Here is a 16,923-nt window from a genome sequence, read left to right on the forward strand (position 1 = left end):
TAGAGGTCCTATCTACCCTAGGAGAGTTTGGGCTAGTTTTTCGAGTTCGGCATCGTATTGCCAATTCGAGTGAAAGAAGGCAAGTGTATGTGGCGGATCAGGAAGTGTCACATCGACGCCCATTCCCAAGCAGGTTTTGAGCTTGTTTCTGTACTTGCGGGCTTCGCAATAAGTTGCCAGCACATTTGACATTTGTTCGGGATCACCGGCCGTGGAAACAAAGGCCACTCCTCTTTCGCCGAACTGAGCAAATGTCGAATGAATGCCTCGGTCAGTTTCCGTTGACTTGAGTACCTTTTGTATCGCTTGCCAAAGCTCTTCTAACCGTCGGTCTGACAAGCCTAAAAGCTCGATGACAAAATCGCTCCTGCCAAGCTGATCACATTGTTCTGCAGCTGAAATGTACTTTTTCAATCCAGAAGGAATCTTTCGTGCGGGTTTTTCAACACGAGGCAGCATTGGATTTTCCTTTGCCCTCAAATACCTGTCAATCCGATCATCTGACTTCCCAAAAATCTCGAAAACGCTTCCAGACTTCGTTGAATCAGCGGTGTGCAAATCGCCTTCAAGATAGAGTCCAAGGATATCCCACTCGTCATGGATCAGTCGGTTTTTGTCGCCGACGATGGAGACCCTTCTCCGCAGATAGTCAAATAGTTGGGAAGGAAATTCGAGAAGATCACATATCAAAGCAAGATCAGTTAATGCGAGTGCCCAAGGATATTCGCCTTCGTCAAACATTCCCGGCAAAGCTAGGTTGGGCAAGTTTGCCGCTAAGATAGCCATTGCTCCACGCCCAAGGAGCGAAACCTCGACAAATTCCCGAATCTTGGCCGGGTCAATTTCAACGTCAACCCCTGCTGAGTCTGTAAACACGACTGGCCCTTGAGACGACTTAACAAAGTCTCTCGCACGTTTTGCTTGATTGAACGCGGCGACTATCGACTTATCTAAGTCCGTCTCTAGTGCTTCTACATTGCCCATACGAGCGCTCAGAGTCACTGACTTCCACTTGCATTCCACAAAGATCAGCTTGTTGTCAAACAGAACCAAACCATCAACTTCTTGCCGATTTTTCTTCGGGCCATACATAAGGCTCCAATGAACTTTTGCCTGCGGGAAGAGCCCCCTTAATGCCTCTAGCGACTGAATCTCAAGCCATTTCGCTCGCGCGTCATCATATCTACTTCGGTAAGACTCATCATGCCAAATATCAAAGTGGAAGGTCGAGAGAAATGCTTCATACATTGCACTAGGAACCGGCAGAAAGTACATACCCTCGAATCTGATGAATGGCCTGGAGACAAGTGGGTTCATTCCGATTGGGTCAGGATCGGATTCAACCGAACCAAGCTCATGACTCAAGCGCGTTAGGAAGGATTCAATCGCTTCTTTTGAATAATCAGGAAGCTTTTCTTGCAGGTCAGTGTGGGTAACGCCAATTCCGTAACGCAATTGATAGAAGAGGGAGAACAAGCTGAACTGTTTAGCCGATTCTTCAACGCCGATCGATCGAATATTAGCTTGGGTTTTCATTTGATCTTCGCTTAGCTCGGCTTCATGAGTAGAAAGGAGTTTTTCGTACTCCTCAATGGCTTGCTGTTGCCCTTGCCATGCCTCGCGTCTTCGCTCGCTGAATTTTTCTGACACAAGCTCGAAGAACGCATTTCCTATTAGAAAGGCATCTTCGATTGTAAACCCGAGATTCTTCGTGAACCAATCTTGATGGGGACCATATATGCCCTTGCAAAGAACCTCGATTTGAGCCGGAACTCCTTCGCCTCGAACGTGTAGCGCTTCACTTTTCATCTTGACTCGAAGGCTAGTCTCTAAGTCCTTCACCTGGTCGCCTACTGGAGCTTCGAGCAGAGAAATTGAGTACTGGGCAAAGTATTGATCTAGCTTTTCTTCCAGCGGACTTAAGATGTGGTCTCCAACAAAAACGTCTTCCCCCTTCGTTGCATCATACGATCTCAAAAAGTGCCATGTGAGCAGCTCGATTCTTACTTGCCAGCGAGCATGCTCTTCCACGTTGGGGAACTCATCTTCGTGGTGCGATAGGTTCAAAAGAGACAATTGGCAGAGCAGTTCAATAGGATTGACCGAATCGGCGATCGTTGTGATTTCTTCCCACAGGCGTGGAAGTTCCAACTTTGCTTGACTTGAAATCTCAGAAATGTTGGAACTCATCGAATCCTTTCGCCTACGATTCAAGCTCATTCAAAACTATCCTGCGACTTCAGGTCTGGGCCATCCCGCTGGCAATTCCAGAATGGTTGAAATGCTCTCGCCTGGCAAATCGTCATAACCCTGTTCCGTACATTGTCGTTTTGGATAAGGCAGGCGACTCATAATCGCGGGAGCTTCTACAAAAGGATTGTTGAAGACGCAGACTTTCACCGCTCCAAAGTTATCAGAACGACATTTGGCAACGCCAATTATGGCATTCACATTTTGATTTCGTAGAGTGCCGTCTTCACGTTTCCAAAATCCACCAGGTCGTCCTACGCCGCTGGGAAAGAGAGCGTCGTGGAAATCCATCAGTTCAGCAAAGAGTCCTGTAGCACTTATTGCAATTGCATAGGGATAGGCGTTTTCACCGTATCGACCAGCTTTGAAATCCGCTGCCTTTAGGATTGGTCCTTCATCGTCAACGATAACCGCATCACCCTGAAAAATCCCTAATGGCCTGTGTGGGACATCTAGTTTGGCAGGGTCTTTAGGTAGCGGCGTAAATTCAACGGACCATCCATTCTGTTCCCACAAATGTTTCGGCAATCCTTCGACGCCGTTCCTTTCGAGAATCCCAGGTAGCGCTTCACGATCAAGCTCTCGTTGCCAATTTACGAGCGAGTAAACGATCTGTCCGGCTCTCGGAGCCGCTGCAGTTTGGCTCAATAATCGGACGGACCAGTACAGTTCGGGGGTGCGGAGCTGTTCATTGATCTTCTGGTAGACGCCATTTAGTAAATTCTGAGCCGCGGCCTCCCGGTCAGACTCTCCTCTCGCTAACACACATTCCAGATACATCAGGTTCCCGTTGGCATCTGTAACCAAGAAGTCTGGTTTCTTGTCTACATCGTCTGGGAGGTCTGGATGAATCTGAATGTTAAATCCTCGTTGCCGAAGAGTTGAGTACATGAGCAACTCGAAAAGCTCGCTGTCAAATTCGCGACCACTCGACTTAATGCGCTGAGCCATTTCCCATCGCTCATCTTCAGGGTAACCCGCAAACCATTCGTTGAGACGACCCCGGACTCTTTGGCTGACTTCATTGTTCGCAGTGGCTAAGTATTTGTAGACGCCCTCATTTAGGGCTGCGGGACCAACCTTATTAGCATCGATTAGATCTGGATCGAAAAGCATATTGATACTATGATGCCTCACGTTTAAGGTGATCTCTCCGTCAATTGATAAAAATTATTTTCGCTTGAGGTTGGCATTCTGTCTTCAAATTGAAACCCTTTGTCTTAGCTTTTGCGATTGCATCGACACATTAAGACTGGCGACCTCAGCGGGTTGACTTTATGGTGTAGGAATGTCGAATTGCTATCTTTGTGGAAGACACTTTGAATCGTCAGACTTCCAACTTCGGCGAAAGGTCCGAACGGGAGGAAGCGAACATATTAGGTTCGGTCGAGACCGGGCAGTTTCGGCACGCACCAGCTACGGAATGCGTGTGGTTTGCAAACACTGCGCGAAGAAAATTGATGAAGCCAAGCGACAAGAGATCATTCGTGAAAACTGGAAGCTCATTGGTGCCGTCCTCCTGTTGCTCGTCGTGGCTCTGGCGAGATGGCTGAATCTATAGCGTCAGTTGCACAGACTGCTAAGGATTCACTCAATAACGTCAGTACTGAGACGATGATGCGGTGAACGCATATGCACATTCAACAACTCATCAACCAGCAAACCCACCTCGCCGCACCGCTCCCTTTAGCGAAGAACCCGGCTTCTACGAACCGGCCTCACTTTGGCTTTATGGCAACTCCAGACTTCTCGGCACTAAGCTTGCTATGGTGAGTGCTGCCTTCGGTCCGACCAAGCACAACGAAGTAGAGCTTTGGGAAATAGAAAAAGAAGCTCAGGAAATTGTTCTTGGCGGTCAAACGCTCGTCACCGGAGTTAACGGACCCGCTCATCAGCGTGCGGCCACTGTACCGCTTAGGTGGGGTGCGCCTAGAATTCTCGTCGTCCAAGGCGGCTTCTATGCTCACCTTGGACCCAACCTCAGCGAAGAGCCATTTCGCACCGCGCGGCTGTGGAGATATGAGTTTGACTTCACCTCTGATCTCATTATCTCTAGGCAAGGGCCAGACCATTGCAAGAATCGAAAGGAATATCTTCCATCTGTCGACAACCTCATTCGCTCGATCGTCGACAAATTTGTTCCCGGGCTCTTGTTCGAGTAGCATGTTCCAATGAACCCCTCCCAGGGGGTTCACTTTTTAGCTAGTTATCGTTCCAGCGAATAGCTTTGCTACCCGCTCATTTCTTAATCGAATGAACTCTTGAACGCATGATTGCAACCGCTCAACGACTACATTTAGAGGGCATACACCAACGGACTTGCCTCCGTTCCCAGGCCTCTCTCTGGTTTGAATACCAATCACGCGAACATCTTTGTTTTCAATAACCATAAGAACCGGCCCTCCGCTTACTCCCTGCAAACTCTCATTGGATCCTTCTGAAACAAAATTCACCGGAATCCAGACATAGAATTCCTGTTCCAAGTCCACTTTCTCGGGATTTATGTCTTCGTTTGGTTCAGGGTGGAGAGGAAACAGCCGTGGTCGAACAGTGGCTTCGGTACCTTCCAGTTCAAAGGAGGAACCGGGAATTCCACAACAGAAAATTGCCGCATCGACTCTCTTCCGGTCATGGTACTTAGAGACATCTTCACCAAATTCTTCCAAGGCGAAAGTTGCGACATTTTTATTGAGAAGGTAGCAGACGACGGTATCAGGTACCGGCAGGCAAGCTACATCGAAGAGGTCCGCAATCCGAGCTTCATCTTCGCCAAGCGGTCCGTTTAGTTCCATCTGAGTCTTATTGATTTCCTGAAAGTCCACGAAGGTGCAATCGTCACGACAAAATGCAATCTCGCTTCCTCCGCCGAGGTAAGTGAGGAAGTCAACTTCGCAAGTGGGCCAGTTTTCTATTGTCTCGCGTATCTCAGTTTTACAGTGGGCCGCCGTGAGCCAAAACCACTGACCTTCAATGTCGACAAAAAAGCCAGAGTAAATACCCAGCGGCCTCTTATAACCTGGAGCATGAACAACCACTGCTGAGCACCGCTCGAAGATGTACTGCTTGAAGTCAAACTCCATCTCTAAATGCTACGTCAATTTGACCAGCCCGGTACTCATAACGAGCCCAATCTCTTCGTAAAAAGAATCCCTCCACGAACGCAGAGGGAAGGGATTTAGAGATAGGAAACACCACGGATGTAGTCCGCTGCTTTCTGTCCCTGAGCTGCCGCCACAACGAGAGCCTTCGGATCAGCTTTGAGAGCACGGAGCCAGCCGCCGATGTATGAAGCTGAGTCGTCGATCTTCGAATTGTCGAGACCAGCCGTGGCACAGCAGAACGCTGATCCGAATTCAGCGACAAGCTCCTCACGGCTATATCCTTCCGATCCGAAGTGAATCGAACCCATGACCCCGGAGCGATTTAGCCGGGACTCATGTCCCGTGGCGTGTACGAACTCATGGAACTTGGTGCGGTAGTAGCCATCGACCGAATCGAACAGGGCCAACGGAGGAATCCGCACGAGGTCTTGTCCGGGGTTATACCAAGCTTCAGTCCCACGCTCTTCAAGGAAAGGTGGCATAGGCATCGACTCGATAATTGAGTCTGCTCGTTTAACCCGGTCCTTGGCAGATAGAATGGGACGTACCGCATCCGCGATCTTGAGACCCTCGATTTGTTCGACATTGAAGACGTTGTAATACCGGAGGACCGGGTACTGCTTCTCTTCGCCTTCGTCGGTCTCGGATTTTCGTTCAGGAAACTTCCAAAACACGACCATCGTTGACTTCTCACCGGATCGGACGTTGGCCCCCAGTTCGGTGGCTTGCCGAAAAGTGAGCCAGCGGTGATCGGCGAATGCCGTCGAGTTCAGTAGCCAGGGATTTACCCCGCGATACGGCTTGTTGGTCAGGAGATTTAGGGGCATGAAGGAAGATTTGTGCCAAGGCCTTCGCCATGGCACGACTCCTCTATCCAATGCTTCGATGATCTTCAGAGTGACGATTTCGTAGAGGTTTCCGCTCAACGCGTCAGCCTCCTTCGGAATGGTGGTTGGATGGAATTCATGGCAGGTTCCTAATTGGAAAAATTCGCGACCTAATGCCGCCCTGCCATAGTGGTGTTCAATCGGACTGCGAGAAAATCGAACTGCGTTGGTGCAATTCTAAGGAATCAATCGTTCCTCATTTGGGTGAAAGGTTCATACCGGAGGAATGGTGTCCTTGATCAGTAATTCTCTCAGACATGCAATTCCTCCAAATCCTGTTTGTTCTGGCCCACCAAAAAGAACACATCAAAGTGAACGGCCATCTCCGTAAAAGGGGGTGGCTGTTTGCTCTCGACAGGGGTTTCGATGTACCTAGGCACATCGACAAAAATACCATTCAAGCGTACAATCCGAATTAGCCCCTGATAAAGGGACGTTTATAAGTAGCTTTCCAATTATGAAAGCAATTTTGAGCGCCCCATGTTTTGAAGGCTTGGATACCTGGTAGGGATTTCACTACTAGGCGGAAAAGTGACAGTCGTGCTTGGGGTCAAATTTGCCCGGTCTGGGGAAGTGACTGTCTGCTGTGAGAAGGGATCGCAAATCCTCAAACCTGAGATGCCATCAACGGGATGTACGCAGTACGGAGATTGCAGACACAGATGGAGTCGTTGCTTTGCAAGCGCGGCTCTTTTTGAGTCACTTTCTATTCAGAACCTTCAACATCGAGCTGGGACCAATTGGTTTGCCACGAGATAGGAGCCCCTTTTCAGCCATAGCACGGGAAATCTCTCGGATCGACATCCCTTCTGCTCTCAGCTGCTTCGCTTCCTGCACTAGTGGGTGGGTCTCGAGATTCGGCACAATCCGAGATACCTGCGCTTCTGAGTCCCAAAGGCGCATGTAGCCGATCGGAACTCGGCCCGTTACCTCTCCTCTCGATCGTTTTTCCTTGAAGGTATGTCTCAGTTGTTCAATCCGCCGTGGGTTGGCATTGGGGTGAAGGTGTGGGTCCATGGCTCAATCCTCCGTCAATTGGTGGGTTGCCGCCGATTTCATCGCATTCACGCACGTGCTCCATGGTGATCCAGAGGTACTGCATGATGCGGCGGAGGATGTCGCGCGCTTCGTCGGTCGTAATCTCCCTTCCTGTGTGCTTCTGGTACAGCTCCTTCGTTTTCTCAATGCCTTTCTCGTTTGGGCTTGGGCAGACTTGGGGTGGGAAGTGGTTGTATTGCATACTTCCAGCGTATCGACGCCTTCACTAAGAACAATCTCCCCCAGAAATACTTCCTCCCGGAGTAGTCGTTGCACGTGAGCAATTCTTCCAACCCCTGTTTGCTCTGGCCCACCATAAAGAATCGACTTCACAAAAGCCGGTTCTTTTGTGTTTCCAGAGCCTGATTCGTATGGTTCAAACGGACTGATTTCTCGTGTGAAAGCTACCAATTCATTGAGGAGTGGCCTAACTCTGACCTGAATTGTCTTCGCCACCCCGTCAAATAGGATCTCGTCTGCTAGAGCCTTGCAAATGTTCTTTTGGCGCTCCGTAGGAAAGGTTTTGAACTCCCTTTGAATCGTCGCAAGGAATTGCAATGATCTCTCAAGGTTTCCAATCACTACGCTTGCCTCGCCTTCGATTCGCGCTGCTTCTTTAGAAAGTTCACTCTTCACAGCAAGCTCTTTGGATTCAAGTTCATGATATCGATCTGAATCGGTAAGAACACCGCTAATCCACATTTCATCGAGTCGTTTGAGCCTCTGGTCCACTGCCCTGAGTAGCGCGGATTGAGTTTCTGAGACTGCTCGGGGATCGACGCTTGAGAGTTTCAGTTCTTCGCGAATATTGTCGCCAGCAATTCGAAGCATTTCGGGTTCGATCTGAAGGTGCTTCATGGCACCTACTACTGCCCGGCTCACCATGGCCTTCGACATGCCTCGCTTTGTGCAAGCTCCTTTTGAATCTGAGCATCGGTAGTTTTCCCAGACAGTCCCATTTTTGAGAATCCTTCGCTCAGCTGTAATCTGTTGCCCACAATGAATACACCGCATGATTCCAGTGAACGAGTACTCCTTAACACGAGGGGCACTGAACGAATTCTTTGAAATCAGAACCTGGACCTGCTCAAACTCGGCCAGGGTTACCATCGGTTCGTGCCTTCCGGCGACCCATTCGCCTTTGACTCGAACGAAGCCCGCATAGAACGGGTTTTTTAGCACTTGATAAATGCCACTGTAGCTAATTGGTCGCATGCCTCCTTTCTTCGTTTTCCGAGTTCTGTAGCCCCATGAACCATTGAGGGTTCGACGAACCTCACTGACGGTGTAACTCCCCGTGAGCATTAGCTTCCATGCCCTCTGAATCATGTCGAAACGGTCCAAATCGACTTCGACAGTCCCTTTCTTCAAGTTCAGTTGGTCTCTAGCATTGCGATACCCTTGTGGAGCGGCATGGATACACCCTCCTGAGCGAAAACTTCCGTCCATCCCCCGGCGTACTACCTTGGAATGATCCAAACTAAACTGCGTCGCCGAAGCTGCTTCGATTACGAGCGGCATTATGTTGTCGCCAGTTCGGTATATTGCGCTCGGAGTTCGTATCTCCTTTAAGCGACCATCGATTAGGAGCTGGGCCAACTTTCCGCCTTCTTCCATATTCCGAACCAGACGGTTGATGTGCCAGCAAACAATTCCGTCGATTTTTCCCTTCTCCAAAAGGGAGATCATTTCACTATATTTGGGCCGCTGATATGGGTGCCTTGCTGACTTGCTCTCCTCCCAACTCGCGACCTCTCTTAGATCGCTCGCCTTAATCAGCTTTGCGCACTCTGCGAGTTGTTCAGTTGTGGACTTCTCGGTTACGGACCGATCGTCATCGGACTTTCTGGTGTACGTTCCGTATCTGAGCATGGAAAGTTCATTAGGAATAAATAGCGCATGACTCGCGCTAATATGTCGCGAGCTTCTTCTTCCGTGATACTGCGACCACTCACATTGAAATAGAGTTCTTGGGTCCTTGCAATACCCCTAGCATTGGGCTGTGGACAAATGAACTCCGGCGAAACATGTTTTTGTAGGTTTGACATGCTCACCACTATCGCGAGTGGAGAATCTAGGCGCGAAAGGTGCTCCGCTCGTGCAACGCACAATTGCACAAGTGGGTCAAGGGTGGAGACGGTCACTGGACCCGTGTTGCAATGGGTGCATGAAACACCAAACACCCTTAGCCGGGGGCTACGGCCCCACATTCAACCGCCTAACGGACGTGCTCGAACACACGGACCGTTATGCGTTCGTTCCAGTTAAACGCCTTGCGCTCGACACCGGAGTTAATCCCTCCTCCATATCGAGACTGCTCAATCATCAAATTAACCCCTCGTTTGCGCTAGTGGCGAGAATAACAGCCGCCATTGAAAAAGAACTCGGAATGCCGATCGATCCAAGAAACATTGTCGCGGAGGGAGGAAAATTCCTTACCCACTCAGTCTGCGACCTAGTTGGCTGCCCGGGGTGTCTCCCGGCCGCCGCCTACGATGAACTCGACGAAACGAATACAGCTTTCCTCGGTGTGAAACCGGGAACGTGGGTCAGCTCGCGCCACCCACACGGCTATACCAGTAACCAGGAGTCCCAGCATGGACAATGAACGACTGCTGGAAGGAGCTCTCTCTAAGAGTTCGCTTCCTGCGCTCATCAACCTTACAGTTAAGGTGCTGGCTCGGTCTGGATATGGCGATATCGAGGTTCTAGGTCGCAGACTAAATTGGCAAAAGTCGAAGCTCGGTGGATGCGAACTCCTGTGTCGTTCCTTCATTGGAAACATCGAACTGAGAGTGATTGTGAAGGTAATTAGAGATTTTGCAAGGACTCGGATGCTTGACGAAATGGCCGGTGCTATGGATCGACTTGGAGCGGATCTCGGCCTCCTGGTTACCACCGGGAAACTCGGCGTATCGGTAGGCTCAAAGGCGAAACTTCACATCAAGTCACGAATCCATGTTGTCGACGTGAAGCTCCTGGCTGAAATGCTCAGATACTACCGAATCGGAGTCCGCCCCGACGGCAGTCCAGATTACGCCTTCTTTGGTTCATTAGAGGCCAAGGCAAAGCAATTCGAATCATTACTCCTCGCCCATGGACGAAACTCGTGGTGAAAGGGCGGTGCGCCTCGCCGGACGACTCCTCAGACTCGGAATAAGCCATCGCGGAGTGACCGAACTCCTCATGTTTCCCTTAGACGATCTTGAGAAGCAAATCGACTGGCTACCGCTACGCAAAGCAAAACGTCCCGGCGCCTACCTCATTGAGGCGGTGCGCCGAAAATACCAACCACCTAAAGAATTCTTCTATGCCAAAGATCAGATTGAAGCTGCTCGGATCGCTGACACCCTGGACACGGACCCCAAACCTCGTTATCGATAAGCTCCTTCCGACCCTTAAAGACACCGAACTTAGAATCCTCATGATTCTCCTTCGCTGTACCGTTGGCTGGAATCGAGCCGATTCTCCCGTCGTTCTGTCGTACCGGGTTCTCCAGCAACGGTCTGGACGCTCAAGCGAGGCAATTTCAAAGGCCCTTGTAGCCTTAGAAAGCGAAGGGCTTATCCACATCGGGCGCACTCGGAAGCGCAACTTCCTCAAAAATGCGAAGAAAGGCACTTCGCATTTCGAAGGACATTAATAAAAACAAAGTAATTAAAGAACAACGCCACGCCTCATCGTTTTCCACAGGCTGTCGGCAGAAGCCTCCCGCAACCAGCGGGAGGCTTTGAACGCTCATAGCGTTCCAGCAAACAAACAGGGCGGCGGGCGGGTTCATATACCTTCCGGCCCTGGTGGAATGGTTACTGTCTAGGGGTTACTTCCACCAGTCCCAGAAGTCATATGATAGTTATGCTGACCAGGTTTTCAGCTACTCGACCTTTGTAGTGATTCTCACCGTTTTTAGGCTTTTCGAATACTGACTCGAGATTACGGCGAGCCGCTTGCCTGTTTTGAGGTCGTAGAGGTCGACTTCGCCTTGGAGCTTCGAGGACCTGCCGATCGCCACAATGCTATCTGATGCAGCCATCGATCGAACGCTGTCCTTGCCCGTATCGAAGCTTCGCCTTGAAAAATCCTTGAGATTCCAAACGGTGCAAACACCACCGGATACCCGCTTCTCGCGGTTTGTATCCTCACAGATTGCCCCTACGGATACAAAGCTATCTTCACCTATGAACTGGACCTGGGAAACGTAGCTGTAGCGAGGTAGCGTAAGACCCGGGAAAGGGTCTGCCGTTCCCAGATGCTTTGGCGTCGTTGAGAGGGTGTTTGAGTAGCTGACCTTGGCGTGGTCGTCGATGTAGACGTGCCGTCCGGAGGATAGCATAGCGATATCGGTTTGCTCGGCAACGCCGGAGCAGTCATCGGGAAGCGCAAGACCACTTGCTCCATTGTCCTTCAAAGCATAGAGGCTCATGTGTCCGTACTCGCGGCATACAATGCCCTGATCTGTGATCCAGATTCGATGAGATGTTTGTTTCTTCTTGGCAACCAAGGTTGAACTGCTCTGGGCGAAGGACCACTTGCGAATACTCCACGGGTCCTTCCAGTTTCCATCTGCTTCGAAGTAGAGGTCAGCATCGTTCGCAAAGGGAACACTCATCGTCGTGTTGCGAATGAGCGTCCCATTTCCAGTTTCGAGATTGAAGAGTTCAATGCAGAACCCGCCTTCCTTTGCCATACGAAGTGCCGCAAGGTATTTGCCATTCGGTGAAAGCGTGAGCGAGAGGATACTATTGAATCCGGTCTCCCGGTTATTGTCGCGCTGATCGTAGGTTCCCGGTATCTGAAGCACCCGCTTTAGGGAGTAGCTCTTCATGTCGATCTCCCGGACAATGCCATCGTCTAAGCCCACATAGAGGCTCTGCGTCTTTTGGCAAATGGCGAGCGAGTCGGTGTGGTTGAACGAGGGCAAGAGCGAACCCATACCCTGCATCGACATAAACAGCAAGGCTAGGCTGGTCATTGATACGCCTTTACTTGGAACATTTGATCCATGCGGTGTCCATTTGCTTCGTTCCGTAAAGAACGCTTTGATGGAGAGCGAGACGGACGGCAATTGGATGCGGCAAAGCTAGTCCCTTCCGACATATCTTGTTCTATGACCCTGGGTTAGCGTCAGAGCCGTGATCTCGACGTGCTCGATATCACGGGTGAGTTCCGGAGTGAAGTACACGAACGCAGAATCCTTCGCGCCACGACCAGTCTTATCGACCTTGTAGAGCGGTGCTGCCGGGGCGTAATACTTCGTGATCGATGATCCGTTGTCCATCACGAGCTTGCACCGAAGCAGGACGCCGTCTCGCGTGTCCTGAGCGGTAGCGGCTCCTCGCAAGTCGATTCCCAATACTCGCGCTGGATGACCAGTGGTGTCGGTAGGGTCTTTACGACTGCCACTCTGGAGGTAGATGCCCTTGTTCCCATTTAGGACGAGTTGCACCGTTTGGATCGCTTCTTTCTCGGCTTTATCGAACTCTTCTTGAGTCGCAAGCTTGAAGCATGGAAGCGCGAGTTTCTCCTCCATGGTCGGCGGTGGAACCTGCTGATTTTGGGGCCGGACGTGGCAAGAAGAAACCAGAACTAGGAGAGCTGACAACATTGTGAATGACCTACACGAACATTCAGTATATGCTATTTCCACCTAACTTAGGTGGTCTACTTGCAACCAGATTGAGTCGTGGCCCAACGCCCCGTCGCTTCTCTCAACACGTCTGACTACGACGAACTAATTTCGTTCATCAAGCGAATTCGGAGCGAGAAAGGTGTGAGCCAAGAAGAACTATCGAAGCGGCTCGGGCAATCCGAGAATTTTGTGCTGAAGATTGAGCATAAGGATAGGCGTATTGATGTTGTCGAGCTACTCCATCTCGTCGAGGCGCTCGGGTATCGACCAGACGACGCTTTTGGACAACTGATAAAGCTACTTCGTTCCTAGGGACGCTCTTGGGTTCGCTACAAAACGGTATTGAAATGAACGAGGCGAGCAAGGTCACTGATAGAGTCGATGCCGAGGTGGAGTCACATAGGTAAATTCACGATTCAGGCCAAAGCTTGAATTTGAAGTAGTAGGCCGACTGCTTCTCTCCTTATGTGAATGTCCCCAAGAAGTTGACACTGGTTCGCTATGCGTTTTGCCATCAGCTTGGCCGACCGGACTCGTCCGAGCCGAAACAAGGCGACAACCTTTGCCAGTTGGTAGTGGTAACCAAATGGACTTGCTGAAATCCGCTTGTTTAAACTAGCAAGGGCTCTACGCGGGTCACCAATCGAGGCTTCAAGGCATAGATTTGTTTCCTCGTTTTTCTCTTCCATTAATGGTGCTGCCTTCGCGGCGACACGTGCAAAACGACGTCGAAAGTAGATTAATTCTTTGGTGCTGGCAGGACCGAGTAAAGGAAAAAGTACTCTTATTGCCAACCCAATTGCGATATTTCCGTGATATTCATAGTAGCCGGAGGCGAGTTGATTCGACCTGATCTTGAGGTCCCTCAGATACTTCCTGCACTCGGATGCAAAGTCAATTGGATTTGATGAAGTTTCGCAAAAATCGGAAAAAGCTATCCATAATTGGATCTCGGAAGAATCAAAATGGCTGATTGTCTTAGACTCAACTATCCTAAGAATCTTGCTTGACAATGAGTATTTTCCGACTCTCCTTGCTATATCAGCAAGTCGAATTGCAATGAAGACTGCTGAACGAGTAACTCTCATGGTGCGCCGAACTGTGGGCCAAATGGAATAAAGGACTTCGAAAGATTCCTGAACACATCCATGCTTTAACAGCTCCGCCACACGGTTCAAGGCCTCGGAAAGGGCATCCGGTGAAGGAAAATCGCGGATGTCGCCTGTAATCGATGTCCTCCAAGGATTAGTGGCGAAAGGAGTGACTCGAATATCAGTTTCAAACTCCTTTGCGTAGGATTCTCTTAGTAATCTAACCAAATCAGGGACTAATGCGCACCATGTGCACATATGGTTCAGGATTTCTTGATCCGGAACTTGGCCACACTCAAGCTTGTAGTACCTTCCTGGCTCAACGTTGACGGCCTCAGCAGCCTCACGGATTGAAATTGATCGGTTTGAGAGTTCTCCAAGTGTTCCCCTGACAGTCCGCATGGCCCGACCAAAATGATGACCACCAGGTTTCAGTTTTGGTTTCTCTGACTCCGCAAATTGGTGTGCTCTTTCTCCTTCTGAGATTCCCATGCAGACCATTATTGTTCACTTTTGTGAACAATAGCCCCACTTTGGTGGGCTTGTGCGAAAAATCATGTTGGTAACGGCGATTACGAAACAAGGGCCACGCTGACACGTGACCCCGTAATGAACCCGGTACCTCGCTGAACACGCAGCTCGATTACACAGGTCCGCGACGCACAATGACAGAGTTACAACCAACGGTCAAGTAGTTTGAACTTTGCGCAATGCGCGACGTGTGTTTTGAGAGCTCCAGCATGGAGCAATCAAGTGACAACTAAGCATAACCCAACCCCAGTCAAAACTGACAACCGTTTCGCCATCATCGGTGCCGTTCTCGGACTCGTCATTGCCCTACCAATCTGCTTGACCAGGGAGTCCCGCGACAGGCATCGCCTCCACCTGACCGAGCAAACCTCGCCAAGGGTTCTAGACGTTTGCCTCGACACCTCGATCAGCAACCGAAATGCCCTGCCTTGGGAAGTAAAGGGATTAAATCAGCTACAAGATGGCCTCGATCCCAACGAGACCTGGCTCGACATTTCCCGCATCGATAGTTCCCTACAAGATCTGTACAGCGACCTCCTACCTGATTCGAGCGAGACGTTCCTTGCGAACCTCACCGCGAACCTCAAACCGGTTTCGAAGGTAGACAATACCTACCTCTCGCTCTACTTCACGGAACTTGCCAAGCGAGCTAAGGACTGCAAAGGGAACATTGTCGTCATCGTTGCCTCCGACGCCTATTGCGAGGGTGAAGGTCCTGAGGGTCATCGCAAACTTGCAGAAGCGGCGCGGGTTCTTGCCAAGAACCCGAGGGTAAAGCGGGTGTTTCTCGTCGGCACAAATCCGGCGAACAGGGCCATGATCAGCGAGGACCTGAGCGCCATTAAGGACCGTGTGCTGTTCCCTGAGAATGGATTCCCGAATGCAACTCTTATCGATGCCTCATTTGATAATGCGGAGGGACGATGAAATCTCTCGCGATGCTCTTTGATGACGAAGACGCCCGGCAAGAAGGAACAACCGTTCCCTACAGCCGGGAAGTGCCGACGGACCGAAAGAAGCCTTTGACCTACAACCTGGCGGCGAGCCGCCAGGTGAGGTTCGGTGAGACGGAGACGGCACCGAGCTTGTTTGAGCATCCAAACAAGCTCGGTGCGGCGATCGCGGCCGATTTCTTCGAACTGAAGCTCATGGCATCGGTTCAGGAGGCCGCGAAAGCCCAAGCCGATGTGGACCGCCACGTTATGGAGCACAACGAGCGGGCAATTCAAGAGAATAAGCAAATCGAAGCGGAACTCGAAAGGCTCCTCGAAGTAGAGCAGGAACTTTTCGATGCCCATCTCGCGGCAACAAGGGTCGCTGGCGAGGACCTTGATTACCTCTTGCCCGAAAATGCCTCGACTCTCGCAAAGGTAGGACTCGTTCTCGACCCCAATAACTTCGCTCCGGTCACGCCAGCGGTTGAAGTTCTGTCTAAACCGGAAGCCCATGCCGCTCGGCTAAAACTCCCATTCTGTCCCCAGGAAAAGACAGTGTTTTGGACACCCGCAACTGAAGTGCTTGCTATGGCCCTCGTAGCGATGGCGCAAGGCCTCGGCATTGGGAGCATTGCCGGGATGGTCTCGCTCAGCAATGCTTTCAAGAACCCTGTGCAAGCGATCTTTTGCGCTTTGCTCGGTGTCTCGATTGCCCTCTGTGTCGGAGGAACGATCAAGGCGGCATGGCGGGGAGCGAGTGAAGCAAAGTACCTCGGCGAGCCTTGGAAAGCGTCTGCTGTCTGGGCGAGCATCATAACCGCCTTCCTTGGGGCGATAGAGGTTGCCGTGGACTGCTGCGGACTCATGGCTTACCGAACCTCACAAGCTCAAGTCGATTCAGTAGGCCTTCACTCATCGAGCTCGAACCAACCGAACCTGTACCTCTTCCTGCTCTGCGGCGCGGTGGTGAGCGTGCCCTACGCCTTCTACTGCGCTTTCGCCGGTTGGCGCAAGGAACGTATCGCTGCGGCAAATAAGATCATTCTCGCGCAAGAAGAGGAACGGCACGAAAAGCTGGCAGAGTTGCACGGATTGGAGTCGTGGCCCGAAGCTTTAGCAAGTTGCAACGCCATTACAGCATGGAAGGTGCTCGAAGCACAACGGATGGGCACCTATGAAGACAATCTCCGGCTCCTTGAATCGCGTAGGCAGAAGCTTAAGAGCCAACTCCGGTCGTTTCGAACATCGGGCACCGAGGAAGAAATCCTCGTGGTGGAGAAGGCTCGCACGGAAGTGAGCGGCCTTTGGGGCGAATACTACCAGCTTCTCGCCGCCCTGCAACAGAACCGATCTGTCACGCCAACTATCTCTGGTCGGAGCCTCCTCGGTAAGAGACCAAGCCTCTGGGATCGGTTCACAGCCCTGTTTGTAAAGAACCGTGGGGTGCGACAATGAGTCGCG

General features: G+C 50.9%; 15 protein-coding genes. 7 read left to right on the top strand and 8 right to left on the bottom strand.

Translation table 11 applies throughout. The features are described 5' to 3' along the window. Window positions 1-12: 12 nt before the first annotated feature. Window positions 13-2,190: a hypothetical protein gene (locus GC165_00135; protein ID MBI1331267.1), complete on the bottom strand. Its 2,178-nt coding sequence runs from the start codon at window positions 2,188-2,190 to the stop codon at window positions 13-15. A gap of 36 nt (window positions 2,191-2,226) precedes the next feature. Continuing rightward, the gene (locus GC165_00140) at window positions 2,227-3,366 is read right to left on the bottom strand and encodes a hypothetical protein (GenBank protein ID MBI1331268.1); all 1,140 of its coding nucleotides are present in this window, start codon (window positions 3,364-3,366) and stop codon (window positions 2,227-2,229) included. 506 nt (window positions 3,367-3,872) lie between these two features. Between GC165_00140 and GC165_00145 the strand changes: the two genes are divergently transcribed. Further along, entirely contained in the window at window positions 3,873-4,412 is a 540-nt protein-coding gene (locus tag GC165_00145) for a hypothetical protein (protein MBI1331269.1), read from the top strand. 36 nt (window positions 4,413-4,448) lie between these two features. Here the strand turns inward: GC165_00145 and GC165_00150 are convergent, their stop codons facing one another. From GC165_00150 to GC165_00160, 3 genes are all read right to left on the bottom strand, one after another. Continuing rightward, window positions 4,449-5,330, bottom strand: coding sequence for a hypothetical protein (locus GC165_00150; GenBank protein MBI1331270.1), 882 nt, complete (start codon window positions 5,328-5,330; stop codon window positions 4,449-4,451). A 95-nt stretch (window positions 5,331-5,425) separates the two neighbouring features. Then, the gene (locus tag GC165_00155) at window positions 5,426-6,379 is read right to left on the bottom strand and encodes a DUF1738 domain-containing protein (protein ID MBI1331271.1); all 954 of its coding nucleotides are present in this window, start codon (window positions 6,377-6,379) and stop codon (window positions 5,426-5,428) included. 879 nt (window positions 6,380-7,258) lie between these two features. Further along, on the bottom strand, window positions 7,259-9,148 hold the full coding sequence (locus GC165_00160; GenBank protein ID MBI1331272.1) for a hypothetical protein: 1,890 nt from the start codon (window positions 9,146-9,148) through the stop codon (window positions 7,259-7,261). A gap of 295 nt (window positions 9,149-9,443) precedes the next feature. Here GC165_00160 and GC165_00165 point away from each other — a divergent pair, with 295 nt between their 5' ends. From GC165_00165 to GC165_00175, 3 genes are read left to right on the top strand one after another with little or no spacing between them, the layout of a single operon-like run. Next, the gene (locus GC165_00165) at window positions 9,444-9,884 is read left to right on the top strand and encodes a hypothetical protein (protein ID MBI1331273.1); all 441 of its coding nucleotides are present in this window, start codon (window positions 9,444-9,446) and stop codon (window positions 9,882-9,884) included. After that, the gene (locus tag GC165_00170; GenBank protein MBI1331274.1) at window positions 9,874-10,392 is read left to right on the top strand and encodes a hypothetical protein; all 519 of its coding nucleotides are present in this window, start codon (window positions 9,874-9,876) and stop codon (window positions 10,390-10,392) included. Before GC165_00165 ends, GC165_00170 begins: the two co-directional genes overlap by 11 nt. A gap of 55 nt (window positions 10,393-10,447) precedes the next feature. Then, complete coding sequence (locus tag GC165_00175) at window positions 10,448-10,660, top strand: hypothetical protein (protein MBI1331275.1); 213 nt, start codon at window positions 10,448-10,450, stop codon at window positions 10,658-10,660. A gap of 490 nt (window positions 10,661-11,150) precedes the next feature. On the opposite strand, the gene GC165_00180 is transcribed toward GC165_00175, so the two are convergent. Continuing rightward, window positions 11,151-12,248, bottom strand: a complete 1,098-nt coding sequence (locus GC165_00180) for a hypothetical protein (GenBank protein MBI1331276.1) — start codon at window positions 12,246-12,248, stop codon at window positions 11,151-11,153. 108 nt (window positions 12,249-12,356) lie between these two features. Then, entirely contained in the window at window positions 12,357-12,881 is a 525-nt protein-coding gene (locus GC165_00185; GenBank protein ID MBI1331277.1) for a hypothetical protein, read from the bottom strand. 78 nt (window positions 12,882-12,959) lie between these two features. Here GC165_00185 and GC165_00190 point away from each other — a divergent pair, with 78 nt between their 5' ends. After that, window positions 12,960-13,217: a helix-turn-helix domain-containing protein gene (locus GC165_00190; protein ID MBI1331278.1), complete on the top strand. Its 258-nt coding sequence runs from the start codon at window positions 12,960-12,962 to the stop codon at window positions 13,215-13,217. A gap of 104 nt (window positions 13,218-13,321) precedes the next feature. On the opposite strand, the gene GC165_00195 is transcribed toward GC165_00190, so the two are convergent. Next, complete coding sequence (locus GC165_00195) at window positions 13,322-14,488, bottom strand: hypothetical protein (GenBank protein MBI1331279.1); 1,167 nt, start codon at window positions 14,486-14,488, stop codon at window positions 13,322-13,324. 261 nt (window positions 14,489-14,749) lie between these two features. Here GC165_00195 and GC165_00200 point away from each other — a divergent pair, with 261 nt between their 5' ends. Next, window positions 14,750-15,454, top strand: a complete 705-nt coding sequence (locus GC165_00200) for a hypothetical protein (GenBank protein MBI1331280.1) — start codon at window positions 14,750-14,752, stop codon at window positions 15,452-15,454. Further along, entirely contained in the window at window positions 15,451-16,917 is a 1,467-nt protein-coding gene (locus GC165_00205; protein MBI1331281.1) for a hypothetical protein, read from the top strand. The genes GC165_00200 and GC165_00205 overlap by 4 nt, the downstream gene beginning before the upstream one ends. Window positions 16,918-16,923: the final 6 nt, after the last annotated feature.

The organism is Armatimonadota bacterium (assembly GCA_016125185.1).
Taxonomy (GTDB): Bacteria; Armatimonadota; Fimbriimonadia; order Fimbriimonadales; family Fimbriimonadaceae; genus Fimbriimonas.